General features: G+C 68.6%; 19 protein-coding genes and 1 tRNA gene. 6 read left to right on the top strand and 14 right to left on the bottom strand.

Going from position 1 to position 23,103, the window contains the following annotated elements; genetic code table 11:
• Window positions 1-128 precede the first annotated feature (128 nt).
• Window positions 129-1,316: a glutamine-hydrolyzing carbamoyl-phosphate synthase small subunit gene (gene carA / locus AUL35_RS06190; protein ID WP_062013112.1), complete on the bottom strand. Its 1,188-nt coding sequence runs from the start codon at window positions 1,314-1,316 to the stop codon at window positions 129-131.
• Window positions 1,317-1,448: 132 nt separating this feature from the next.
• Window positions 1,449-1,751 (bottom strand): chorismate mutase, encoded by a 303-nt coding sequence (locus tag AUL35_RS06185; protein ID WP_062013110.1) that lies wholly within the window; start codon window positions 1,749-1,751, stop codon window positions 1,449-1,451.
• A 197-nt stretch (window positions 1,752-1,948) separates the two neighbouring features.
• On the opposite strand from AUL35_RS06185, the gene dnaG reads away from it, so the two are divergent.
• Together dnaG and rpoD are read left to right on the top strand one after the other, a co-directional pair.
• Window positions 1,949-3,922, top strand: coding sequence for a DNA primase (gene dnaG, locus AUL35_RS06180; protein ID WP_156417867.1), 1,974 nt, complete (start codon window positions 1,949-1,951; stop codon window positions 3,920-3,922).
• 318 nt (window positions 3,923-4,240) lie between these two features.
• Window positions 4,241-6,214: an RNA polymerase sigma factor RpoD gene (gene rpoD, locus AUL35_RS06175; RefSeq protein WP_062013106.1), complete on the top strand. Its 1,974-nt coding sequence runs from the start codon at window positions 4,241-4,243 to the stop codon at window positions 6,212-6,214.
• Window positions 6,215-6,286: 72 nt separating this feature from the next.
• Here rpoD and AUL35_RS06170 read toward each other — a convergent pair whose 3' ends face one another.
• On the bottom strand, window positions 6,287-6,748 hold the full coding sequence (locus tag AUL35_RS06170; RefSeq protein WP_062013104.1) for a DoxX family protein: 462 nt from the start codon (window positions 6,746-6,748) through the stop codon (window positions 6,287-6,289).
• Window positions 6,749-6,917: 169 nt separating this feature from the next.
• On the opposite strand from AUL35_RS06170, the gene AUL35_RS06165 reads away from it, so the two are divergent.
• On the top strand, window positions 6,918-7,316 hold the full coding sequence (locus tag AUL35_RS06165; protein WP_062013102.1) for a hypothetical protein: 399 nt from the start codon (window positions 6,918-6,920) through the stop codon (window positions 7,314-7,316).
• Between the two features lie 164 nt (window positions 7,317-7,480).
• Here the strand turns inward: AUL35_RS06165 and AUL35_RS06160 are convergent, their stop codons facing one another.
• Entirely contained in the window at window positions 7,481-8,242 is a 762-nt protein-coding gene (locus AUL35_RS06160; protein ID WP_062013100.1) for an SIMPL domain-containing protein, read from the bottom strand.
• A gap of 117 nt (window positions 8,243-8,359) precedes the next feature.
• On the opposite strand from AUL35_RS06160, the gene AUL35_RS06155 reads away from it, so the two are divergent.
• A tRNA-Ile gene (locus AUL35_RS06155) sits at window positions 8,360-8,432 on the top strand.
• 895 nt (window positions 8,433-9,327) lie between these two features.
• Here AUL35_RS06155 and AUL35_RS06150 read toward each other — a convergent pair.
• The 10 genes from AUL35_RS06150 to AUL35_RS06105 form a co-directional block, all read right to left on the bottom strand.
• A complete protein-coding gene (locus tag AUL35_RS06150; protein ID WP_156417866.1) occupies window positions 9,328-9,849 on the bottom strand; it encodes a DUF6527 family protein in 522 nt (173 codons plus the stop codon).
• 258 nt (window positions 9,850-10,107) lie between these two features.
• Entirely contained in the window at window positions 10,108-11,313 is a 1,206-nt protein-coding gene (locus AUL35_RS06145) for a ThiF family adenylyltransferase (protein ID WP_244493679.1), read from the bottom strand.
• A gap of 137 nt (window positions 11,314-11,450) precedes the next feature.
• Window positions 11,451-11,813 carry an E2/UBC family protein gene (locus AUL35_RS06140; protein ID WP_192847053.1) on the bottom strand — a complete coding sequence of 121 codons (363 nt, stop codon included), beginning with the start codon at window positions 11,811-11,813 and terminating at the stop codon, window positions 11,451-11,453.
• Between the two features lie 23 nt (window positions 11,814-11,836).
• Window positions 11,837-12,565 (bottom strand): multiubiquitin domain-containing protein, encoded by a 729-nt coding sequence (locus AUL35_RS06135; protein WP_062013092.1) that lies wholly within the window; start codon window positions 12,563-12,565, stop codon window positions 11,837-11,839.
• 93 nt (window positions 12,566-12,658) lie between these two features.
• Complete coding sequence (locus AUL35_RS06130; protein ID WP_062013090.1) at window positions 12,659-16,051, bottom strand: UvrD-helicase domain-containing protein; 3,393 nt, start codon at window positions 16,049-16,051, stop codon at window positions 12,659-12,661.
• A 3-nt stretch (window positions 16,052-16,054) separates the two neighbouring features.
• Window positions 16,055-16,594, bottom strand: coding sequence for a hypothetical protein (locus tag AUL35_RS06125; RefSeq protein ID WP_156417865.1), 540 nt, complete (start codon window positions 16,592-16,594; stop codon window positions 16,055-16,057).
• 26 nt (window positions 16,595-16,620) lie between these two features.
• A complete protein-coding gene (locus AUL35_RS06120) occupies window positions 16,621-17,424 on the bottom strand; it encodes a sigma-70 family RNA polymerase sigma factor (protein ID WP_062013086.1) in 804 nt (267 codons plus the stop codon).
• A gap of 503 nt (window positions 17,425-17,927) precedes the next feature.
• The gene (locus AUL35_RS06115; protein ID WP_062013085.1) at window positions 17,928-19,043 is read right to left on the bottom strand and encodes a metallophosphoesterase; all 1,116 of its coding nucleotides are present in this window, start codon (window positions 19,041-19,043) and stop codon (window positions 17,928-17,930) included.
• Window positions 19,044-19,128: 85 nt separating this feature from the next.
• Window positions 19,129-20,634 (bottom strand): ATP-binding protein, encoded by a 1,506-nt coding sequence (locus AUL35_RS06110; RefSeq protein WP_082666147.1) that lies wholly within the window; start codon window positions 20,632-20,634, stop codon window positions 19,129-19,131.
• A complete protein-coding gene (locus tag AUL35_RS06105; RefSeq protein ID WP_062013083.1) occupies window positions 20,631-21,350 on the bottom strand; it encodes a response regulator in 720 nt (239 codons plus the stop codon). Before AUL35_RS06105 ends, AUL35_RS06110 begins: the two co-directional genes overlap by 4 nt.
• Window positions 21,351-21,617: 267 nt before the next feature.
• Between AUL35_RS06105 and AUL35_RS06100 the strand changes: the two genes are divergently transcribed.
• A complete protein-coding gene (locus AUL35_RS06100) occupies window positions 21,618-21,980 on the top strand; it encodes a hypothetical protein (protein ID WP_062013081.1) in 363 nt (120 codons plus the stop codon).
• 402 nt (window positions 21,981-22,382) lie between these two features.
• Window positions 22,383-22,892, top strand: coding sequence for a carboxymuconolactone decarboxylase family protein (locus AUL35_RS06095; RefSeq protein ID WP_156417864.1), 510 nt, complete (start codon window positions 22,383-22,385; stop codon window positions 22,890-22,892).
• Window positions 22,893-23,103 lie beyond the last annotated feature (211 nt).

Raw genomic sequence — 23,103 nt, 5'->3', positions numbered from 1 at the left:
CTGTTGCGCCGAAGGCCCCGGCCGCCGGGAGGGGCGGACGAGGTCGGGCAGGGTCTGATCGTCAGGCTAGAAGCGGCTTATAGGCGAGGGGGCAGCAGTGGGAAAGGGCGCATTGCGCGCCCCCTCCCTCAGGCCGCCGATCGGGTGGCCCGGTGCTCGTCGATGAGGTCGAAGAACCGCTGGAACAGGTAGTGCGAGTCCTGCGGTCCCGGCGACGCCTCCGGATGGTGCTGCACCGAGAAGACCGGCTGGCCGGCGACGCGCAATCCGCAGTTCGTGCCGTCGAAGAGCGAGACATGCGTCTGCTCGACGCTCGAGGGCAGCGAGGCGGGGTCCACCGCGAAGCCGTGGTTCATCGAGACGATCTCGACCTTGCCGGTGGTGAAGTCCTTGACCGGATGGTTCGCGCCGTGATGGCCCTGATGCATCTTCACGGTGCGCCCGCCGAGCGCGAGCGCCAGCAGCTGGTGGCCGAGGCAGATGCCGAAGATCGGCGTGCCGGTGCGCGCGAGCTCCGCGATCACGGGCGCTGCGTATTCGGCGGTCGCGGCCGGGTCGCCCGGCCCGTTCGACAGGAAGATGCCGTCGGGCTTGTGGGCCATGATCTCGGCCGCCGTGGCGTCGGGCGGCACGATCACGACGCGCGCGCCGTGCCCCGACATGAGGCGCAGGATGTTGCGCTTCGTGCCGTAGTCGATCGCGACGATCGTATAGTTCGGATTCTCGTGGGCGCCGTAGCCCCGGTCCCAGTTCCAGGGACCCTCCGTCCAGACCTCGGTGCGCGAGGAGGCCGCGTCCTTGGCCAGATCCAGGCCGACGAGACCCGACCAGCCGCGCGCCTGCGCGAGCAGCGCATCGCGGTCGAACACGCCGTCCGGCGCGTGCGCGATCACGGCGTTCGGCATGCCGTTCTCGCGGATGAGGGCGGTCAGCGCCCGCGTGTCGACGCCCGAGATCGCGACGACGCCGCGGCTCTTCAGCCAGGCGTCGAGGCCGCCCGCCGAGCGGTAGTTGGAGGGAGCCGAGACCTCGGCGCGGAACACCGCGCCCACCGCCCCGACCGAGTTCTCCGGCACGAGGTCTTCCACGTCCTCGTCGTTGGCGCCGACGTTTCCGATGTGGGGGAAGGTGAAGGTGACGATCTGCCGGGCGTAGGAGGGGTCCGTCAGGATCTCCTGGTAGCCGGTGAGCGAGGTGTTGAAGCAGACCTCGCCGACCGCCGAACCTTCCGCGCCGATGCCGTCGCCCTCGATGATCGTGCCATCCGCCAGGACGAGGAGGGCGGTCGGGCGACGCGGGGTCCAGGGCTCGCTCATGGGGCAACTCCAAAACGCGACGGGGCATGGGCCGGCATCTCGGACGAGGCGGCGTTGTCGCTTTCGGAGCGTTCCTATCGCCGCTGGCGCGCGGGAGCGCAACCCCCACCCGCCGCATGGCTCGTGTGCAGCCTACCCCGTCGCCTCGCGCGCGGCGGCCTCGTGGTAGCGGATCACCTCGCGGATCACGAAGGCGAGGTACTTCTCGGCGAAGTCGGGATCGAGCTCGGCGTCGCTCGCCAGCTTGCGCAGGCGCTCGACCTGCCGGGCCTCGCGCGCCGGGTCGGCCGGCGGCAGCCTGTGCGTCGCCTTGAGCTGCCCGACGCGCTTGGTGCAGCGGAAGCGCTCGGCGAGGAGGTGCACCATGGCCGCGTCGATGTTGTCGATCGAGCGACGGATCTCGAGGAGTTCGGCGGGAACGGCGGGCTGGTCCATCGGCGGGTCCTCCTCCAGGGCATGACGGGCGAGGCCTCGATAGGCCGGCTCGGGCGGCAGGTCAAAGCATCGAGGCCGACCCGATGCGTCGTCCCGCCCCGGCCGCTGGTTCGCGGAGCCTGTGGACAGGCGTGGATAACGGGACTTGGACGCCTGCGAAACTGGCAATCGGCTGCGCTCGGGACGATATGATCTCCATGCGCTTCTCTCCCGCCTTTCTCGACGAGATCCGCGCCCGCGTCCCGATCTCGGACGTCATCGGGCGCCGTGTGACGTGGGACCGGCGCAAGACGCAGCCCTCGCGCGGCGACTGGTGGGCCTGCTGCCCCTTCCATGGCGAGAAGTCGCCCTCGTTCCACTGCGAGGACGCCAAGGGCCGCTACCACTGCTTCGGCTGCGGCGTATCGGGCGACCACTTCCGCTTCCTGGTGGAGCTGGAGGGCATGAGCTTTCCCGAGGCCGTGGAGCGGCTGGCGGGCGAGGCGGGCGTGCCGATGCCCGCGCGCGACGCCGATGCCGAGCGGCGGGACCGGGAGCGCGCGACGCTCGCCGATGCCGTGCGTCTTGCGGCCGAGTTCTTCCGCCAGACGCTGCAGGAGGCCGACGGCGCGAAGGCGAGGAGCTACCTGCGTGACCGGGGGCTCCATCCCGTCACGCAGAAAACCTTCGGGCTCGGCTATGCGCCCGACTCCCGCAACCGCCTGAAGCAGTTCCTGGCCGATCGCGGCATCGGCAAGGCCGAGATCGAGGGCGCCGGGCTGGTCGTGCACGGGGAAGGGATCGCCGTCAGCTACGACCGCTTCCGCGACCGCGTGATGTTTCCGATCCTCGACGGTCGAGAGACGCCGATCGCCTTCGGCGGCCGGGCGCTGTCGTCCGATGCGCCCGCCAAGTACCTCAACTCGCCCGAGACCGAGCTCTTCCACAAGGGCAACGTCCTCTACAACCTGGCCCAGGCCCGGCGCGCCTCGAAGGCTTCCAACACGCTGGTCGTGGCGGAAGGCTACATGGACGTCATCGCCCTCCACCAGGCGGGCGTCGAGAACGCGGTCGCCCCGCTCGGCACGGCGCTGACCCAGAACCAGCTGGAGCTTCTCTGGCGCACCGTGCCCGAGCCGATCCTCTGCTTCGACGGGGACGGGGCCGGCATCAAGGCGGCCAACCGCGCCGCCGACCTCGCGCTTCCGCACCTGAAGCCCGGGCGCTCGCTGCGCTTCGCGCTCCTGCCCGAGGGCAAGGACCCCGACGACCTGATCCGATCGGGCGGGGCGGAGGCCATGCGCGCCGTTCTGGAGCGCGCCCGTCCGCTCGCCGACCTGATCTGGATGCGCGAGGCGGGCGGCGGCGGATTCGACACGCCCGAGCGGCGCGCCGAGCTGGAGCAGCGCCTGAAGACCACGCTGCGCCAGATCGGCGACGAATCCCTGCGCCGTCACTACCTGCAGGACGCCGAGGAGCGCCTGTCGGCCTTCTTCGGCGTGGGGAAGGCGACCCAGAGCTACGGCCGCGGCGAGCGCGGGCCGCGCGGCGACAAGGGCGCGCGCCGGGGCGGCGGCGGCGAGGGCGGTCGGCCCGCCTTCTCGCGCAACCCGGCGGGCAGCGCGGGCATGCAGCGCGGCTCGGACCGTCTGACGCGCACCAAGATGGTAGGCGCCGCCCACACCTCGCAGGCCTACCAGCGCGAGGCCTCGATCGTCGTCGGCTTCGTGAACCATCCCGCGCTGCTGCGCGAGGCCTTCGATTATTTCGCCGACCTTGAGCTGACGGACCGCGAGCTCGAGCGCGTCCGCTCGGCGGTGGTGGACGTCTATGCCGACGAGCAGCCGCATTCGCGCGACGACATCCTGGCCGAGCTCGGCCGGCGCGGCATGGGGGAGATCTTCGCGCGCCTCGAGGAGGGCCTGCGCCTCGTGCGCCTGTGGCCGGTCCTGCCCGAGGCGGCGCTGGAAGACGCGCGCGAGGCGGTGCGTCAGGCGCTCCACTTGCAGCACCGCGCCATTTCCCTAAATAAGGAACTCAAGGCCGCCGAGGATGCCCTGGCGCGCGGCGACGACGATTTCGCTTTGGCGCAGGTCGTTGAAATCAACCGAGAGATCAACAATCTAGCGGGAACCGAAGCCCTCATCGACGGGTTCGGGGTCTTGTCGGGTCGCCCTGCAAAGGGCATCTGACGTCCCCAATTCGCCGGCGTGGGAGGGTCGGTTCCGTGTTCGCCGGGCACCGTCATGGGGCAGCAAGCTCTTGACAGGACGTCGGGAAACCAAAAAACACCGCCGCGACGGGTGATGTCACGGCAAACAGCTGCCGAGCGGCGAAGGGCTGCGACGAGTTTCGAGTAGGCCGAGCGACCGCGCGAGCGGACGGTCATCATGGTTAAGCGGTCGTTTACGGCCGCTCATCTACTAAGACACGCAAGGTCCTCGGCGCGCGGCGCGCGAGGCCCCGGGTTCTCCGTGGGAACGCCCGGCGCGAAGTGGAGACGTACGGGAATGGCGACAAAGGCCAAGGAAGGCGAGGCGGCCGTCGAGGAGCGTCAGGAGACGCCGGACAGTCCTCTGCTGGACCTGTCGGACGACGCCGTCAAGAAGATGATCAAGGCCGCCAAGAAGCGCGGCTTCGTGTCCATGGACAAGCTGAACTCGGTGCTCTCCGCCGAGGACGTGACCTCGGAGCAGATCGAGGACCTGATGGCCATGTTGAACGACATGGGCATCAACGTCGTCGAGGACGAGGAGGCCGAGGACGGCGAGGAGAAGGAGGGCGAGTCCGAGGGCTCGACCGAGGTCGCCGAGACCGGCTCCACGGCGGTCGCCGCCGCGCCCAAGAAGGAGGCGGGCGACCGCACCGACGATCCCGTGCGCATGTACCTGCGCGAGATGGGCTCGGTGGAGCTCCTGTCGCGCGAGGGCGAGATCGCCATCGCCAAGCGCATCGAGGCCGGCCGCGAGACGATGATCGCGGGGCTCTGCGAGAGCCCGCTGACCTTCCAGGCCATCATCATCTGGCGCGAGGAGCTCAACGAGGGCAACATCATGTTGCGCGAGGTCGTCGACCTCGAGGCGACCTATGCCGGCCCCGAGGCGAAGATGCCGCAGGCCGCCCCCTCCGAGGGCGAGGCGGCGGCCCCCGTGCCCGGCGAGCTGCGCCCCGGCGAGGATGACGACGACGACGAGGACGATCTCGAGAACTCCCTGTCGCTCGCCGCGATGGAGGCCGAGATCCGCCCGCAGGTCCTCGAGACCTTCGACAAGATCGCCGAGAACTACCGCGACCTGCGCAAGCTGCAGGACCAGCAGGTCGAGAGCCAGCTCGTCGAGGCGACCGTCGCCCTGTCATCGGCGGAGGAGCGCTCGCGCAACCAGCTGAAGGACGACCTCGTCGCCCTGGTGAAGTCGCTCTCGCTCAACCAGAACCGCATCGACGCCCTGGTCGCGCAGCTCTACGACATCAACAAGCGGCTCGTCGGCAACGAGGGCCGCCTTCTGCGCCTCGCCGAAAGCTACGGCGTGAAGCGCGACGAGTTCCTCAAGGTCTACCAGGGCTCCGAGCTCGACCCGAACTGGCACGAGAAGGTGGCCCAGCTTCCCTCCAAGGGCTGGCAGCGCTTCGCGGGCAGCGATCCGAGGGGCGTTGCGAACCTGCGCCAGGAGATCCAGAACCTCGCCACCGAGACGGGGCTCGAGATCACCGAGTTCCGGCGCATCGTGTCGATGGTGCAGAAGGGCGAGCGCGAGGCCCGGCAGGCCAAGAAGGAGATGGTCGAGGCGAACCTGCGCCTCGTGATCTCGATCGCCAAGAAGTACACGAACCGCGGCCTGCAGTTCCTGGATCTCATCCAGGAGGGCAACATCGGCCTCATGAAGGCGGTCGACAAGTTCGAGTACCGGCGCGGCTACAAGTTCTCGACCTACGCCACCTGGTGGATCCGGCAGGCGATCACCCGCTCGATCGCCGACCAGGCGCGCACGATCCGCATCCCCGTGCACATGATCGAGACGATCAACAAGATCGTGCGAACGAGCCGCCAGATGCTGCACGAGATCGGCCGCGAGCCGACCCCGGAGGAGCTGGCGGAAAAGCTCGCCATGCCGCTCGAGAAGGTCCGCAAGGTCCTCAAGATCGCCAAGGAGCCGATCTCGCTCGAGACCCCGGTGGGCGACGAGGAGGATTCGCACCTCGGCGACTTCATCGAGGACAAGAACGCGATCCTGCCGATCGACGCCGCGATCCAGGCGAACCTGCGCGAGACGACGACGCGGGTGCTGGCCTCGCTGACCCCCCGCGAGGAGCGCGTGCTCCGCATGCGCTTCGGCATCGGCATGAACACCGACCACACGCTGGAGGAGGTCGGCCAGCAGTTCTCGGTGACGCGCGAGCGCATCCGCCAGATCGAGGCCAAGGCGCTGCGCAAGCTCAAGCACCCCAGCCGCTCGCGCAAGCTGCGCAGCTTTCTGGACAGCTGAGCGGCGATCCGACGCCGAACGAACAAGAAGGGGCGTCCCGCAAGGGGCGCCCCTTTTTCGTGGCGTCTCGTCTCAGACCTGCTGGTAGCGCGACGGGGCGGCGGGCTCGACGGATGCTGCGGCGCTGCGCGCCGTCTCGAGGCGGTGGGCGAGGATCGCGGCCACTATCAGTCCGCCGATCACCGTGACGTGCTCGGTCGCGGTGTGAAAATGCACGATCGCGGCCTCGCCCTCCAGGTTCCAGAAGTGATGCACGAGCGGGATCGTGAGCGCCGTGAAGACGCCGAGCGCGCCGGCGCCGAGCCAGGGCTTGATGCCGGTGATCAGAAGAAACGAGCCGACGAGCTGCGTCGCGATCACGAGGACCGTGATCGGGGCGGCGGGCTGGATGCCGAAGAAGGCCGTCTCGGCGACCGCGGCCTGGAAGTCCGCGAGCTTGGCGAGGCCCGCGCCCCAGAAGCAGAAGGTGAGGAGGACGATGGCAAGGCGCGTGAAGAGGGCGGATTCGAGAAGGCGGGCGATGGGACGGGGCATGGCGACCACTCCGGTTGAGACGAGTGCCATCTTCCGCCGGGATCGTTTCGTGGCGATGTCGTCGCACTCCGCTCCCTGAACGCGCGCTGAATGCGGCGCTCGGGCCACGTTCAGTCCGGCGCGGCCATTCTGCGGTTCGGCTTCCATCCCACCGAAAGGACCTTACGCCATGGCCGCCCCCCTTCGCTCCGCGCTCCTGGCCGCCGCCACGCTCGGCGCCGCTCTCGTCGGAGCCGCTCTTCCCGCTCGCGCACAGGCGCCCGCCGCCTCGCTCCTGACCGAGATCCAGTATCGCGGCGACTGGGACGGCGAGGGCCGCCATCATCGTCGCGACTGGGACGATCGCCGGGACTGGGGTGACCGACGCGACCGGGACGGCTGGCGGGATCAGGGGATCTGCCGTCCGGGCCTTGCGCTGGAGAAGGCCCGCGCCTTCGGCCTGCGCGGCGTCGACATCGTCGATGTCGGGCGCCGGCGCGTCGTGGTGGAAGGCTTCCGCCGGGGCGGGCGCCCGGTGCTCGTCACCTTCGCGCAGGCGCGCGGCTGCCCGGTGATCGACCGCCGCTGAGACGGCGCGTCGCCGTCCGGCGGAAAGGCCCGGAAGCTGGCGCTTCCGGGCCTTTCTCGTATCCATTGATGGTTCCGGCCGTTTCTCGTGCGCGAAACGTCACCGGGGGCTCGCAGCCGAACGGGCATGCCCTTCCGGCGGTGGTACCGGAAGGGCCTGTCCGCCTAGTTCTCCAGTGCGAAGACCAGGCGCACGCTGGCGCTCGCCATCGTCTCGCCGGCGGCCACCGGCACCTTGGGCGAGGCGGGGGCCGCCATCATGCGCATCTCGGCCAGGGGACGCGGCGGCGCGGCGCCGGTCGCGCCGTCCTCGATGCTGATCAGCGCGCCGAGCCGCAGGCCCGCCGCCGCGGCCATGGCCTCCGCGCTGGCGCGGGCCCGCTCCACCGCCTGCCGGCGCGCCTCGTTCTGCAGGGCGGACGGGTCCTCCGCCGCGAACTCGATCGACCCGCCATCGTTGACGCCAAGCGACACGGCCCGGTCCAGGATTTCGCCGAGCCTGTCCACCGCGCGCACGCGCAGCGTGATGGTGTTGCGCACCTCGTAGCCGACCAGCGTCGGCGGGCTCTGCGTGCCGTCCAAGGCGGTGTCGTAGCGATATTGCGGGGCGATCGAGAAGCCCGAGGTCTGGACGTCGCGCGCCTCGAGACCGAACTCGGGCAGCGCGCCCTGCACGGCCGACATGGCCGCGTTGTTGTCGGCCAGCGCCTTCTGCGCCGTCTCGCCCTGGCGCATGACGGTGAGCTGCACGAGCGCGAGGTCGGGCGCGCGCGTGGCCTGTCCCTCGCCCGTAACGGCCAGCCGCCGCGGCTCGGAGGGCTGGGCGGTGGCGGGCGGAGCGGGCGGCGTCTGCGCGAGGGCAGCCGAGGAGAGCCCCAGCGCCAGCACGAGAAGGGCAGGGCGGGCGAGGCGGCGGGAAGCGGACATCGGAACTCCATCTCAGAGGCTATGGCCAGAACCACCTGCCAAGCGAATGCGGCGGAAGCTTTGCCGCCCCAACCTTTGCTTGAGGCGGCGTCCCAGTTGGGTTAACGCTCACGCGGCGGGCCTGTAGCTCAATGGTCAGAGCCGGCGGCTCATAACCGCTTGGTTGCAGGTTCGAGTCCTGCCGGGCCCACCGTAAAACTAGTAAGCTGTCGCTTCCAAATTACAGCGACCTTATTTCCAAAAATCCTGATTTTTTTCCAAAAAAACTGACTTTGATCGTGACTTCACAATGACGCAACACGCCGATAAGTGGTTGATTTCGCTTGATCCAGAATTTTTTGGTGGCGTTCTTCGGTAGACAATTCCACCATTGCCACATTCTCGCCCAACCAGTGATTCCGTAACGTTGCAGATGCTGGGTGAAATTGAAACGACTGCTCGCGAACTATCTCCTGAAACGAAGTCAGGATTTTTGGAAGGTTCGCGAATCGTCGGCTGGCCAGCTTGGCGGCCGCCTGGAAGGGACTGCCAAATCGCACCGCGAGGAACGCATAACCAAGCTCGGGACCTTCGCCATGAACTTATGCGCCGAGGTGTACTGACACCCTGACACCGGGCCGTCTACATGCGCCTCGACGACACGACAGAAGACGTCCGTCTCGAAAATATCGGTCGCGCCGGATGCGGTGTTGTCCCTGTGAACCTTGCAGAGGACTCGGCCTCACAGTAGCGGGTCCGCTGACGACCGAAGTGGCGGCCGTGGCCAGGATCGCGGCCACCTCCTTGAATGCCACGAACGCCGCCCCCGCGGCCTCGGCATAGGCATGGCGGAGTTGGTCGGCGTGAGTCGTTTCGTCCGGCTGCGTGCCATTGGGGACTTCCCCCAAGGCGCCTTCTCGGATGGCAGGTGGATGAACTTGTAGATCGCGGGGCCGGCGGTCGGATTTTTCACGATGTCCAACGTCACGATCGCCGACATACATGAGAAGTCGAAACCGAGGATCGCGTCGCGGATCGGCGGACGTGACCATGGCGGCGAAGTCGGTCCGCATCCGACCCCCACCCCACAGGCCCTTTGACCGACTTCACCTCCTGCGGTAGCGTCCGCGGGCGCGACCCACACCTTCTTGCGCCGCACCCCGCAATGCGAGGCGGCGCAGCGCCTTGGCGACGTCCCAGGCCAACGCGTCCAACGCGTCGCCGACTTCGGCCGGCCCGACATCCCTGTCGAACGGAACGGCTTCCAGGACGGCATCCTCGAGCGCCGGGTCGTAGGCAGGCTCGACATTGCCGTCCTCGAACCGGTCGCACCATAAGATGGTGTCCCTCCAGACGATGAAGTGGCTCTTGCACCCCCCGTCGAGCCAGACCGACGGGTAAACTGTGGTGGAGTTCTGACGCCGGTCCAGCCGCCACGCCTTGCCCGAGCGGGGATCGAGGTTCACCACCAGGGTCTCGCCGCAACCGTCGGGGCACCTCAACACCATCGCGCGTGTAACGCCTCTCTCGACGAGGGATGCATCGCCAGGTCGCTCCAGGAGGGCTTCCGCCTCCTCGCGGTAGGGAGCGGCTCCGACCAGTCTTAGCCGTCTTGCGGGTTCGCTCATCGGACGGACCTTCCGTTTTGTCGTTTCGTGGGGCGGCGACCGCTGTTGGGCGCGCACCGTCCCGCGTCGGGCGCCGGCAAGCCGATCGGCTGAGGTCTCGCGACGGGCAACGGTATCGGACATCCCGCCGGAACGGGCCGCTCCGGGGGATCGTCCAACGATTCCTCCCGCATGCTGCGATCCGGATCACGGGACCGTTCCGTTCCGGCACGCGAGGGTGCGAGGCGAGCCGCGGCGGCGGGCGCTTCCGCGCAGGCCTCAAGCCGCAACGCGGCCTCCCGCCGGCCTTGTCGGAAGGGGCCATTGCGAGCCCCGTGCCAACGCGCCGTCCGGCGAACAGACGATGCAGTGGGGATGGGACCTGGCGACGGTCGGGCGCACCGTACCCCTGATGCCATCGTAGAGAAGGAAGCGCGCGGTGGACGGCACGGGCGTGACCGCGCCAAGGAACATCGTTACGGCGAGGGAGGCCATCGTCGTGTTGAGCGATATGACGGCGGGCTGCGGCTCGTGCACGCCTTGAACGTAGGGGTCCGCCGCACGCTGCTCCGGCGTCAGCATCTCCTGCCGGATCCGTTCCGCGTCGAGGGCCCGCGTGCAGGTCAGGCAGGTCATCCCGGGAGCCAGCATCTGAACCCGGCCGTTGACGTGCTCGACGCCTTCCGCGCCGACCGTGATGCTGACGCCCATGTCGATGGTCGGCACCAGATGCTGGTAGGCGGCTTGGTTGACCACCGCGCGGCTGGCATGGGAGTCCGTGCAAAGGAACGCGAAGTCGAAGCGGGGCAGGATGGCCGCCGTCGCATCGTCCACGATGTCCGCCCGTATCGCCTCGACCCGCGCTCGAGGGTTGACGGCCAGGACGGCGCGGCGCGCGACATCGACCTTGGCTGAGCCGACGTCCCCGGGACGGGCTCCGACGAGGCGGTTGAGGTTCGTCGTTTCGACGACGTCGGGATCGACGACGGTCAGGTGATGAACCCCGAGATGCGCCAGTTGCTGGAGCACGACCGAACCCGTGCCCCCGGCGCCGACGACGACGACATCCAGGTCTCCCATGATCGCCTGGCCCAACGCGCCGAACGCGCGGACCTGGCGATCATGTTCCGTGGAGGGGGCGGCGGTGCCGCCGAGGCCCGAACGCAGGATGGCATTCTCGCCGATCTCCCAGACAGGCACGTCCCCGCCCGTCCCCATCAAGCGACAACGGCAGCCCAGTGGGCCGACCACGAGCGCCAGGTGTCCGCCGACGGGGGCGCGCCGACCGAGGAACGTGGCCATCTCCCTCTCGCCGGCATCGTCGACGGGCGAGAAGCGCGGCGTCCCGACGGCGTCGGGATGCGTGTGGGCGAGGACGAGTGATAGGCCCCGCGTCCGCGAGCGGTTGGCGAGGTCCGCGAGATAGGCTCCGCGGAGAATCGCCGAGACCCTGTCGCGCCGCTCGTATGCCGCCTCCGGCGCCATCTCCCAGTCGGAGACGACCCACGAGGACGCGTCGCGGTTCCAGCGGGCGAAGACAGCGGCGCAACCCTCGACCGTGCTGTCCGCGAGGAGCGCGGCGCGGAGGTCGCCGAAGCCTGGGCTGGAGAAACGTAGTCCGCTCATGTCGCTCTCCTCATGCGTTCGAGCACGGAGTTCATCCAGCCCGACAGGGTGTCCCGGTTCGGGTCCCAGGCGCCCGTGAGGTGCCAGGAGAACCAGAGAAGGGGTTCATGCGGCACGCCGGGTATCGGGTTGATGGCCGTGTTCTGCGGAGCCACGCCGGACGCGAGCGTGAGGCTCCCGTCCGTCCAGAAGCAGTCGAGTGCGGCGAAGGGATACGAGGCCGGCACGACGAACAGGACGTTCGTCGTGCCGGCCGACCAGCCCGGGGGGAGGGCGACGTCGTGGATCCTGACGAGAACGGAACCGTCGGGGAGCGGCGTCGCGTCGACGGTCGCGAACCGCTCCCCCAGGTCCGCCAACTGGCGTTCCGTGACCGCGTGCATCAGCCGAAGTTCGCCTTGGGAACCTGCGAGAAGCGAACCGGGCCGTGCAGTTCGGCAAGGTCGACAAGCTCGTCGTCCGCGACGACGCGATCTGGTTCGTTCCCGTGGCCCTCGAGCAGGAGGTCGTGCTCGGGGTTCCAGTTCTGGATCAGGGCCTTGATCTGCGCCCCGGTGAGGCGCGGCTCGGCGCTCTCGTACCGCTTCCCGTTGAATACGAAGACGTAGCGCTTCGGCTTCGGTGCCGTGATGAACGCCTCGGTGCCGTTCGGGTTCAGGTCGGCGTGCCCGCCCTCGGGGATTAAGCGGTCGGTGCCGCCGCGGATCTCGAGGAAGACCGCCTCGTCCGGGCCGACGCCCGAAAGAAGGCGGAGGGCGCTCTCGGGAATGGTCCCAGCTCCCCAGGCGATGACCCGCCCGTTCAGCGTCGCGCGGAAGACGCGGTCCGTCGAGAAGGCGACGAGCCGCTCGACGCCGTCCTCGCGCAGGTCGAGCTCCTCGTCCGGGCGCACGTCCTCGAAGTCGCCGCTCGGGAGGATGTTGAACAGGCTGAAGGATTCCGGCGGCCGCAGGCCGCGCTTCTCGAGAACCTGGCGTCCGAGCAGGATCGGATCGTTCGTTTCGAGTGACTTGAAGTCCACCGAGTCGACGGCGAGGAGGAACTTCATCTTGGATTTGGGGCCGCGTCCCTTGCCCTCGTCGCGGTCCGGGCGGTCGATGTCGTCTTTCATTGTGTCGTTCCTTCTCCGCGGCCGCTGTTGGAGGAAGGTTTCGGCCGCTTGTGAAGGATCAATCCCCGGGTTCGCCCCGACCCGGGAAAGGTCTCAAGCTTTTTTTTCCAGCCGTCCGGGCGGCAGCGGGCCGCACACGAAGAGGCATGGGCACTTCGGGCATTGGTAGGCCGAGGGTTTGGCGGGGAAACGGCCAGCCAGGATGTTCGCGACCTCGGTCTCGATCTCCGCCATCCGCTTGGCAAGTTGCCTCGGCCTGGGCGCCACGGGTTTCACCGCCCCGTCGGAGAGGTAGACGATCTCCGTCCGGCTTCCCGGCGAGGCACGGGAAGCCGCGATCGGAAAGGCGTCGTGCGCCTTCAGTTTGGACGCCGTCGACGAGTGATGTCCCGTCTGGATCCTCCTGTACGTCTTGCCGCCGTCGTTCGACGTCTCATCGGCGTCCACGGTCACCGTTGCCGTCCCGGCGGCGAAGCTGAGCCGTTCCGGTGGACCGCTCGTCCGCCCGGCGCGGCTGAGCAGGAAGAACGCGAGCAGCTCGTCGGCGACCCTCCGGTACCCCGCCTCGACCGGAATCGCCGAGAGGGGCGACGCGGCCCAATGAAGGTCGAGCAGCGTCCGCACCGCGTCGGCCGTCGACGGGAGCGCCGGGTCCGCCGACAGCGTCGAGGTCACCTTCCGGACCACCTCGTGCATGTCCATGAAGGCCGTCGAGACCCGGCGTCCGCCCACGCGCAGGACGTGCGTGTAGAAGTAGCGCCGAGGGCATCGTTCGTAGAGCGCGAGTTGCGCCTGCGTGATCGTCAATCCGGGGTTGAACATAACGTCCACGGGGGCGACGGTCTCGTCGTCCACAATCCTGGGAGGATGCGCCTTCGTGCGGTCGAGGGCCGCCCCCAGCCGCTCGACGAAGGGCGATCGCGGCCGGGATGCCCCGTCCGACCTCCTCTCCGCCGCGTAGAGCACCAGACGGTCCCGAGCGCGCGACATCGCGACGTAGAACAGGCACTCCTGCTCTTCACGGTGCTCGCGGTCGGTGACGTCCCGCCCGCCGGACGCCGCGCCCTCCACCATGCCCACGGGCGGCGGGCAGGCCGGTGCCTTCGGGGGGCGCGGGAGCGTGTCGGAGTTCATGCCGGGCAGGTGGACGACCGGGAACTCGAGTCCCTTGCTGCCGTGCATCGTCATGAGCCTGACCGCGTCGATGCCGTTCGCCGCAGCCGGCAGGTTGCGCAGCTCGCGGTCGTCGGACAGGAGGGAGATCCGCCGTATCCTCTCGAGCAGGTGTTGCACGCGCGGGCCGCCGCCGGGTTGGGTCCGTGCGAAGTTCATGAACTGCCAGACCGCGATGGCCTTGGAGCGCCCGGACACGCTTTCGTCCTCGGACAGCGACGCGGCAAGTCCGCTGCGGTCGAGAAGGAGGAGGGCGGTTGCCGTCCAGGGATCCGATGTCGGGCCCAAGCCCCGGGAGATCCGCTCGTGGTTCTCGACCGATCCCCGCGCCCGCTCGCCCAAGCCGTCGGGAGGCGTGTCCCTGCACCAGTCGAGCGGTTCCCCGTCGCGGTCACGCGCATGGTCCAGGACCCTTGCGACGTCAGCCAGGTCCATGGCGAGCGCGGGAAGGGGCGATACGCGCGCCAGCCCCATCGCACGCGGATCGCAGAGAAGCGACAGCCAGGCCAGGAGATCGCGCACCTCGGGACGCTCGAACACGTTTCCCAGGTACAGGACCGGGACGCCGCGCGCCTCCAACCCGGCCGAGATCCTGGAAAGGCGGTCGTTGCCTGTGCAGAGGACCGCTTGGTCGCGGTAGGACCGTCCCTCGGACCGGAACGCCTCGATCGATGCGGCGAGTTCGTCGATCTCTGCCGTGCCGTCGCCCGCGACCAACCTGAACTCGACCGGAACGCCCGCCGGCCCGCGCTTGGCCTCCATGGCGTGGCCGTCCGAGCCCTCGACGGGCATTCGGTCGGCGAAGGCCGAATAGGCGTCGACGATCTCCTTGTGGGACCGGTGGTTCAAGGTCAGCCGAGATCCGTCGGCGCCGGGAAAGTCGACGCTCTTGAACCGCCCCATGTTGAAGGAGGAGGCCCCGCGGAAGCGGTAGATCGACTGCCGCACGTCGCCGACGCACCACAGGTTGCGCCCTCCGTCGGTGATCAGCTTGAGCAGCCGGACGCTGGCCCGGTTGACGTCCTGGTACTCGTCGACGAGGACGTGCCGGATCCCGGAGCGCACGCTGTTCCTGATGTCGTCGCGTGCCTCCAGGAACGTGACACAACCCGCCACGAGGTCACCGAAGTCGACGCGCCCCTGTGCCCGCTTGAGGTCGTCGTAGCATCGATACACCCTCGCCACCTCGCGCACGCGCTCCGCAGCCGCCAGCGCGTCGGGATCGGTGCCGGCCCTTCCCAGCATCGTCTCGGCGAGGACCTCGTACGCCGGGGCCGACATGACCTCGTCCTGCGCGCGTGATACGGCGCCGAGAATGTCCCTAAGGTCGGCGGTCGGATCGTAAAGGTCCCGATAGTGCCGGAGGTCCAGCGCCGCGATCCGTTCCAGGAGTTGCGCGATAGCGTCGGTGCGGTCGATCAGGCGCGGCTCGCTCCGGAACCCCATCTCCGCATGGAAGCGCCGCATGAGGTTCAGGCCGTAAGCGTGGAACGTTCCGATCCAGATCGCGGCTGCGGCCTCCGCGTCCGAGGCCGCAAGCCGGGTCGAGAGTTCCGCGGCTGCCCTATTGGAGTAGGTGAGGACCACGATGGACCGCGGATCCGCTCCCTCCGCGACGAGGCCCGCGACCCTTGCGACCAACGTCTTCGTCTTGCCAGTGCCGGGACCCGCTTCGAGGAGGTAGGCGCCGCCGCGGTGACCGGCGGCCGTCCGTTGCTCCTCGGTGAGGGGTGCCGGGGCTTCCGGCGGCGGGGGCGGGACCTGCGCCGGAAGCAGGAGGGCATCCAGAAGCTGTTGGGCAACGACGTCGAACGGCGCTCCCAGCCTCTCGGCGATCCGGGTTGCAGTCAGGCGGTCCGCCAGATGCAAGCGGCGGGCCCTCGGGCGAGGAAGGAGGAACTCCCGGGCGAAGAGGTCCATCTGGATCTCCCGCCGGGCCTTGCGGCTGTAGTCGGCGACGCGCTCCTCCCCGACGGGGGCGGCCTCCGCCGGCCGTGCCATGTCGACCGACCCGACCTCGTCGTGGACGCTGTCGTCGCCGAGCGCGACGTGGCCGAGTTCGTGCGCGACGAGGAACGCGTCCCCGAAACGGCTGCCCGTCCGCTCGTGGCGGATGCTCCGCGTCGCCGGATCGAAACTCGCTCGGGCGCCGGCCAGCAGCGGGCTCCCCGCCCTGATGGGGTTGACCTCGACTCCGCGCCGTTCCGCCTCCGCCATCACCATGGCAAGCGGATCGTCGGGATCGACCCCCTTCGCGACCAGTTCATCATGCAGCCGGGCCGCGGCCTGCCTGCCGAGCTCGATGGCGTCCAAGGCTCAGTCGCCTTCGTCGAGCAAGGCGTCCAGCCTGTCGCCGGAGATGTCGGCGTCCGCCAGCACCGAGGCGAAGGGGATCTTCTCGGGAGGTGCCGCAGGGGCGCCGTCAGCCTTGTAGGAGACCGCGGCAGCCAACCGGGGCGGTCCCTTCAGGAACGCCGCCAGCTCCGCGAGGCCCACGCCGAGAAGTCCAGCAAGCCGGTCGAGGAACGGCAGCGGGACGCTGGCGGGCGTCACGAGCCGGTCGCGGAACGCGGTCAGCACGGAGGAGGGCACGTCGAGTTCCCTGCGGGCGGCTTGGTAGTCGGCGCCGCTCAAGCGGGCGAAGGGATCGACGGCCGTCGCCTGCGCGAGCGCGGCCACCTGAGCGGCGATCCAGGCCTCGTCGTCGGCGGTGATCGCCGCTTCGTCCCTGCACGCGGCCTGGAGCTCGATCTCATGGGCGTAGGCCACGAAAGATCCGGCGTGGCCCGGGTGAAGCGCGACGTAGCGCTGCAAGGCCTGCGGGTCGTCGAGGTAGGCGGACGCGAACGCGTCCATCAGGTCCGCCGGGAGGGCTTGCGCACTCAATTCAGTTCTCCCGCGGCCAGCATTTCTTGGAGGCGCTTGACGGCACGCCGTCTGCGATATCGAACCGTGCTGGGGTCGCATCCCAGCAAGCCGCTGATGCACGCAACGTTCGGATCGCTGGATTCGGTCGGGATGTTGGCAAGCGACATCAGCATGACCTCCCTTTGTTCTGGTTTCAGGTGGTCAATACCCCGCCTCACTCGCTCCCGGTGACTCGGGTCCGAAAAAAAGTCCTCGGCACCGTCATCGAGGCTTCCGGCAGCGCGCTCGACGGCGTCCGGCAGTTCGCCGCTCTCGGGATCCGTCTCAAGCCCCACCGTTCGTGCGGCCCTGGCGCGAAGCCGGCCCCAGGCCTTCATCCGCAGGCCGGCCACCGCCTCGTCGAAGTGGACCTCGTAGAAGTCCATCCTGTCGCCCCCGGCCCTGTCCACGGAGACGAGGTTCACGAAACGCACGCGAACCGCGTCGATCAAGTCCAGCCCGAAGGCGTCGGCCGCGGTTCCCGCTGCCGTGCGTCTCTCCCCGCGCGGCAGGGCGAGGAGGAGGCGGCGCAGGACGAACGGGAAGAGGGCGGTGAACCGCCGCTCGGTATTGTCCCGTCTCGTTGCCCGCAGGAAATGCATGAGCGTTTCGGGCCGCAAGAACTCCGGATCCGTCCGGGACGTCACCGCCGCCCTGCGCAGGACTTCCTCGAAGCCCATCTCGGACAGCACCGCTATCTGCTCCTCGACGACGTCCATCCTTCGGTATGACTCGCCGCTGGGGTACGTCTTCGTCAGCGGCGGGGTGGTGGATGCCATCGTCGTTCCCTGAAGGCCGCGGCACGCCCGGCGGCAGGGGGCGGGATCACCGCCGTCGAAGCCGAATCCTGAACCGTCCGTCGACGCGTCGAAGGACCCACTCTCGCAACAAAGGATTGGGCAGGACAACCGCCGCACGATGCGGCCGCGGGTTTTCCACACGCCTGGCGTCCAGGGCCCGGAAGCACAGTGGGGCAACGGTCGTCCCCCGCACCGACCGCCCTGCGGGGGACATCGGCGAACGGTGCGCAGGCCTATCAGTCGAGCGCCGACACGACCTTCCAGAACTGGGTGTTCGACCCGAGGGGCCGATAGACCTCCGCCTCGGACTCGAACGGAAACGTCCGCGCGATCTGCGCCTTGAAATTTTCCAGGCCAGGCGTTCGGTCAGGAAGGACTTGGCGCATTCCAGCTTCGCGTCGTCGGCGGTCACCTCGATGAACCCGTAGCTTCGGATCGTCGTGTGCTTTCCTAGATGTGCATGGCCGAAGGCGGCGTCGCGTCTATGAGGCTGCGCGAAGGGTGATGCGCGTGATCTCGGGCGGCTTGCCCAGGCGCAAGGCGAAGCCCGGCCAGAGCCCGGTGCCGTTGCTGAGGTAGAGCGTCATGTCGCCGACCCGGTAGGCACCTGACGCAAAGCCGTTGTTGGCGCGGGCGACGAGGTAGTCGAGGCCTGCGATCATGCCGCCATGGGTGTGGCCGGAGAGTTGGAGGTCGGCACGCGTGGCCCGCTCCGGAGCGTTGCGCGGCTGATGTTCGAGGAGGATCACGGGCGCGCCGGCCGGGGCCCCTGCCATCGCAGCGTCGAGGTCGGGGCCGTCGTGACCGTTCGCGGGTGCACGAAGGTCCGCGAGGCCCGCAACGACGAGCTCGGCCCCGTCGCGGCGGATGACTGTGTGGCGGTTGGTGAGACCCCGGAGGCCGAGTTCACCGAAGCGGCGCATCCACTCGTCGTAGCCGAAGTAGTATTCGTGGTTGCCCGGGATCATCCAGACGCCGTCCGGTGCCCGCAGGTCACGCAGAGGCTCGACATCGGCGCGACGGGCCTCCACCGAGCCGTCGATGAGGTCGCCCGTCACCAGGATCACGTCCGCCCCTTGTGCGTTGGCCCGCTCGACGACCGCGCGCGCCCAGTCTGCTTGGAACAGGCGGCTGAGATGAAGGTCGGTGAGCTGCACGAGCTGGTAGCCGTCGAACGCGGGCGGCAGATCCCGGATCGTTACCTCCACGTCCTTCGGCTCGGGCAGGCGCGTCGCTTGGTAGACGGCCACAGTGGCCAGAACCATCGCCGTCACCGCCGCGCCATAGCGCAGCTTGGTCGACACGATCGGGGCGGGACGGCGGAAGGGCAGCGTGGCGAGGCCGACGACGTCAAATGCGAGCTGAAGGATCGCAAGGAACAGGATCGCGCCGAAGGCCCAGTTGAAGGCGATCACCACCCCTTGCGGGAACTCTGGCGAGAAGACCGAGCCCGACGACAGACGGTTCCAGAGATGGAACTGCGAGGCGAAGAGCAGGAGGGCTCCGGCGGCGAGCTTCGATCGGGTCGACCAGGGCAGGGGCAGCAGGACCCGTGCCAGCACGTAGAGGCACGGGACCGAGAAGTTCAGGTGGAACATGCGGGGCTTTCGGATGTGCGGAGGCGTGCCGCCGGCCCCGGGCTTCTCTCCGTCCGGGGCTGCGATGGCGTGCGAAGGGCCGGGATCAGGCCGGGAGGCTGACGGCGGCGCTCAATCCCGGCGTACGGCGCCGTAGGAGAATGTCGCCGCCGTGCTGACGGGCGATGGCGCGGGCGATGGACAGGCCGAGCCCGGCCCCGCCCGTCTCGCGCGAGCGCGACCCTTCCAGGCGATGGAAGGGTGCGAACACCTCCTCCAACTTGTCGGCCGGGATGCCGGGCCCGTCGTCATCGACGATGATCTCGACGCCGTAGCGGGTGGCCACGAGGCGCACGTGCGCTTTGCCGCCGTAACGGACAGCGTTCTCGACGAGGTTGCGCACGGCCCGGCGCAGGCCGTCCGGGCGGCATCGGTAGGTCAGGCGGTCGCAGGAGGCAAACGTTACATCGTGTCCGAGCTCGGCAAGGTCCTCGCACGTGCTCTCGACCAAAGCACAGAGGTCGATCGTGCGCGTCGCCTCCGCCGTCGTCTCCTGCCGGATGAGGGCCAGCGTCGCGTCGGCCATCGCCTGCATCTCGTCGATCGTCGAGAGCATCCGCCCCTGGAGGTTCTGGTCCTCGACCAACTCCGCGCGGAGGCGCAGCGTCGTGAGCGGCGTGCGAAGGTCGTGGCTGATCGCCGCCAACATCCGCGTCCGGTCCTCCACGAAACGGTGGAGCCTCTCCTGCATGCGATTGAAGGCTTCCGACGTGCGCCTGATGTCGTCCGGGCCGCATTCGCAGAGCGGCTGGACGGCTTCGCCGCGTCCGAGGGACTCCGCGGCCTTCGTCAACTGGCGAAGCGGGCGCGCGATCCGCCGCGCCGTGAACGCCCCGGCCAGGGCCACAAGCGCCGCGGTGAGCGCGAGCGTCAGCGGGAGCGGCGTCGCCCAGATCGAGGGGGCGAGATGCTTGTAGAATGCGACGTTGAGCGCGCGTCCGTCGCTGAGAGGCACGATCACACCTGCGCCGTCCATGTCCGCGTAGTCCAGGTAGCGGGCGCGGGCGGGAAGGTCTGCTTCTCCGGCGTTCGCGGACGGCGTACTCCACCGCGCGCCGTTCAGGAACTTCGCGACGGTGGCCTCGGGCGCGAGGATGGCGCCCGAGGCCGGACTGCCGACGGGCGTGGCGGCGACGCCGACCCCGAAGAGGTCACGAAGCGGGACGCGGAAGCGTGCAAAGGCCTCGTCGAGCCAGGCGTCGAGCTCCGGGGCGGCCTCGGCCGAGATCCAGAAGCGTGTGTATTCCGTGCCGCTGACGCGGGCGAGCTCGCCCTTGAGGTCGGGCGGAGCGACCTCCACCAGCCGCGCGACCGCGGCAGCGCGGCTGTGCAGCTCGGTCCGCGCCGCAGTCTGGATGGCGCCCTTGTAGCCGTCCCAGGAGATAGCGAGCGAGATCGCCTGGCTCGCGAAGAAGGCCAGCAGCATCGAAGCGAGGAGCTGGGCCGCGAGGCTCTTGCGCCACCAGTGGGTGACCCGCCACTGCCCCGCGGCGTCGAACCAGCGGACGGTGTGCGGGTGTGACTTCGACGTCCGCTCGCTTGCGAGGGTCATGGCGCGATCACCTCCGGGACGAAGCTGTAGCCGCCGCCCCAATGGGTCAGGATGATGGTGGGGTTCTTCGGGTCGTTCTCGACCTTCTTGCGCAGGCGGCTGACCTGGTTGTCGATCGCCCGGTCGAAGGGCTCGGCCTCGCGCCCGACGGTGAGGTCGAGAAGCTGGTCGCGGGTCAGGACGGCGCCGGGATGGTCGACGAACACCTTGAGGAGGCGGAATTCCGCCGTCGAGAGAGGCACGCCGACACCGTCCTCGTCCTGCAATTCGCGTCGGCTGACGTCCAGCGTCCAGCGGTCGAAGCGCAAGGTGGACTGCCGCCGAACGGCGCGCTGCGGTCCCGCCGGCTTGGCGCGACGCAGGACGGCCTTGATGCGGGCCAGGAGCTCTCGCGAGGAGAAGGGCTTGGTGAGGTAGTCGTCGGCACCGAGTTCCAACCCGATCACCCGATCCGTCTCCTCGGCGCGCGCCGTCAGGAAGATGATCGGCGTCTCGCCGACGGCGCGGATCTCGCGGCACATGGTCAGCCCGTCGTCGCCCGGCATCATGATGTCGAGCACGATCAGGTCGGGCATGCCGCGATCGAGAAGGCGGCGCAGCGCCGCGCCGTTCTCGGCAACGCTGACCCTGTATCCCTGCTGTTCCAGGTAGCTGCCGACGAGGTCGCGGATGTCCTGATGGTCGTCGACGACAATGATGTGGGCTACGCTGTCCATCGGTTGGTCCAAAACTTCGGGTTGGCGGCCATCATAAAGCCACGGTGTCGGAAAATCGCGCGGAAAACTGTATCAACTTGTCGCAAGACCGATCGTTGCTTCGGATCGACTGCTCGATCCGATACACTTTTGGGACAATTTCAGACGGTTGCGGCACAGCGCTGCGACAGGTCGCGGCTACCTTGATCCTCGTCAAACACGGGGAAGCGGCGCATCGCCAACTCCCGCGGCTCCACGGCCCGACGTGGCCCATCAAGGACAACCCTCATGACCAAGATCCGCATTCTTGCCGCCACCCTTCTCGCCGCCGTCTCCCTCGGCACGATGTCCACCGCCAATGCCGTGGTTCCCGGCTCCGACACCTACGAGCGGGCCGCCGAGAACCGTGCCATCCAGTCGGTGATCACCGGAGAGGCTGCCGGTCGAGGTGTCGTTGCGGGCGAGACCCGAGCCTTCGGTTATCCGAACACCCGTCAGTCTGGCCAACAGCTCGTCCCTGGATCGAGCTACTTCAATGACGAAGCCGACTCGCGCAGCCTCAACAGCGTCATTCGAGGCATCCCCGAGGGCATAGTCGGAACCCCCACCGCCGAGCGCGGTCGCCTCGTCCCAGGCTCCGACAGCTACTGAGGGCGGCCGCGGGACGGGCATCGTTCGAAAGGCACGCTGTCCGTCCCGGGTCTACTGGCAGTCGTCATGGCAGCATGTTGCCAACTGCGGATAGCTGGGCCTTGGCTTACGACTCAAGGGTCTCAAGGCCGGCGGCCACCAGCCGGTGACCCCGGCGACGGGAAGCGGCGGACTAGGGTCCCCGTTCAACGATGGACGCTTCTTCTGGGCCCGCAAGCTTGGCTCCCCGCCAACGCCGCAACCTAGCGTATTCAAATGCACCTACTCGCGATTGCCACCTTGGTGATCGTCGCCATAGCCGCGGCTGCACAAGCCCCGGATCAGCAGCGCGTTGCACCGCTCGTCGCACCGGAGATCGTCCGGTAGACTGTTCCTCCGTTGGCGGGCTGCACGGACGAAGGCTTGTTCGCCGACCTGTGGGCGCGCCCCAGGCTGTCGCCTTGCGATCGCAGCCTCAACATGTCCTCAGCCGTGGTACGAGGCGGGTCCACCGCCCAGACGCGCGGCCATTTCAACCGGGCGCTCGACAACGGCGTCACGCTTGCCGAACTCGGCGAGACCATCACGTATTTCGGCTGGTCGAACGCGTTGCTGCCGGTCGCGGACACCCGGGAGGTGTTCATGGGTCGCGGCATCGTGGCAGCCGCCCTTGTCGCAAGCCCGACCGTGCCGCTTGCCGTCACTCAATACCGGGAACTGGTCGACTCACCATCCGTCGACGTCAACGTGCGTCCGGCGAGGCATGCGCTCGCGAACTACACCGACCGTATCTCCATGGCCGATCTAACGCCGAGGTCGCAGCTTGCGCTCCGCAACCGGAGCCTCGCCGTCGTCGCCATCAAGGTCCCGGGCGTCCGGTTGCCCAAGGCCGTGCTGGCCTTCTCGGACGTCGACGTACCGCCGCTGGGTTGACGATCCAGGCGGTTGCGGCGACGTCCCACTCGCAACTCGGCTGGCGGTCGTATCCCTACCAACGTCTATGTCGCGCGGAGCCCGCGATCGGCTGGGCAGTCGGTCGAGTGGCCGACATGGCCGCACTCCCCTTGGTATTCTCAAGGTACTCAGACCATGGGCTTAACCAGAGACTGATGCGGTCGTCGTCGATGTCGTGGTCTTGGCCATA

Source organism: Aureimonas sp. AU4, from assembly GCF_001463765.1.
In the GTDB taxonomy this organism is placed as follows: domain Bacteria; phylum Pseudomonadota; class Alphaproteobacteria; order Rhizobiales; family Rhizobiaceae; genus Aureimonas.
The sequence above is the reverse complement of the archived record's forward strand: the minus strand, read 5'-3'. Positions and strand labels throughout refer to the sequence as shown.

Bases quoted from the DNA above. Each gene is read 5' to 3' on its own strand.
- carA (WP_062013112.1), bottom strand. From the start codon at position 1,316: ATGAGCGAGCCCTGGACCCCGCGTCGCCCGACCGCCCTCCTCGTCCTG.
- AUL35_RS06185 (WP_062013110.1), bottom strand. From the start codon at position 1,751: ATGGACCAGCCCGCCGTTCCCGCCGAACTCCTCGAGATCCGTCGCTCG.
- dnaG (WP_156417867.1), top strand. From the start codon at position 1,949: ATGCGCTTCTCTCCCGCCTTTCTCGACGAGATCCGCGCCCGCGTCCCG.
- rpoD (WP_062013106.1), top strand. From the start codon at position 4,241: ATGGCGACAAAGGCCAAGGAAGGCGAGGCGGCCGTCGAGGAGCGTCAG.
- AUL35_RS06170 (WP_062013104.1), bottom strand. From the start codon at position 6,748: ATGCCCCGTCCCATCGCCCGCCTTCTCGAATCCGCCCTCTTCACGCGC.
- AUL35_RS06165 (WP_062013102.1), top strand. From the start codon at position 6,918: ATGGCCGCCCCCCTTCGCTCCGCGCTCCTGGCCGCCGCCACGCTCGGC.
- AUL35_RS06160 (WP_062013100.1), bottom strand. From the start codon at position 8,242: ATGTCCGCTTCCCGCCGCCTCGCCCGCCCTGCCCTTCTCGTGCTGGCG.
- AUL35_RS06150 (WP_156417866.1), bottom strand. From the start codon at position 9,849: ATGAGCGAACCCGCAAGACGGCTAAGACTGGTCGGAGCCGCTCCCTAC.
- AUL35_RS06145 (WP_244493679.1), bottom strand. From the start codon at position 11,313: ATGGCGCCGGAGGCGGCATACGAGCGGCGCGACAGGGTCTCGGCGATT.
- AUL35_RS06135 (WP_062013092.1), bottom strand. From the start codon at position 12,565: ATGAAAGACGACATCGACCGCCCGGACCGCGACGAGGGCAAGGGACGC.
- AUL35_RS06125 (WP_156417865.1), bottom strand. From the start codon at position 16,594: ATGGACGCGTTCGCGTCCGCCTACCTCGACGACCCGCAGGCCTTGCAG.
- AUL35_RS06120 (WP_062013086.1), bottom strand. From the start codon at position 17,424: ATGGCATCCACCACCCCGCCGCTGACGAAGACGTACCCCAGCGGCGAG.
- AUL35_RS06115 (WP_062013085.1), bottom strand. From the start codon at position 19,043: ATGTTCCACCTGAACTTCTCGGTCCCGTGCCTCTACGTGCTGGCACGG.
- AUL35_RS06110 (WP_082666147.1), bottom strand. From the start codon at position 20,634: ATGACCCTCGCAAGCGAGCGGACGTCGAAGTCACACCCGCACACCGTC.
- AUL35_RS06105 (WP_062013083.1), bottom strand. From the start codon at position 21,350: ATGGACAGCGTAGCCCACATCATTGTCGTCGACGACCATCAGGACATC.
- AUL35_RS06100 (WP_062013081.1), top strand. From the start codon at position 21,618: ATGACCAAGATCCGCATTCTTGCCGCCACCCTTCTCGCCGCCGTCTCC.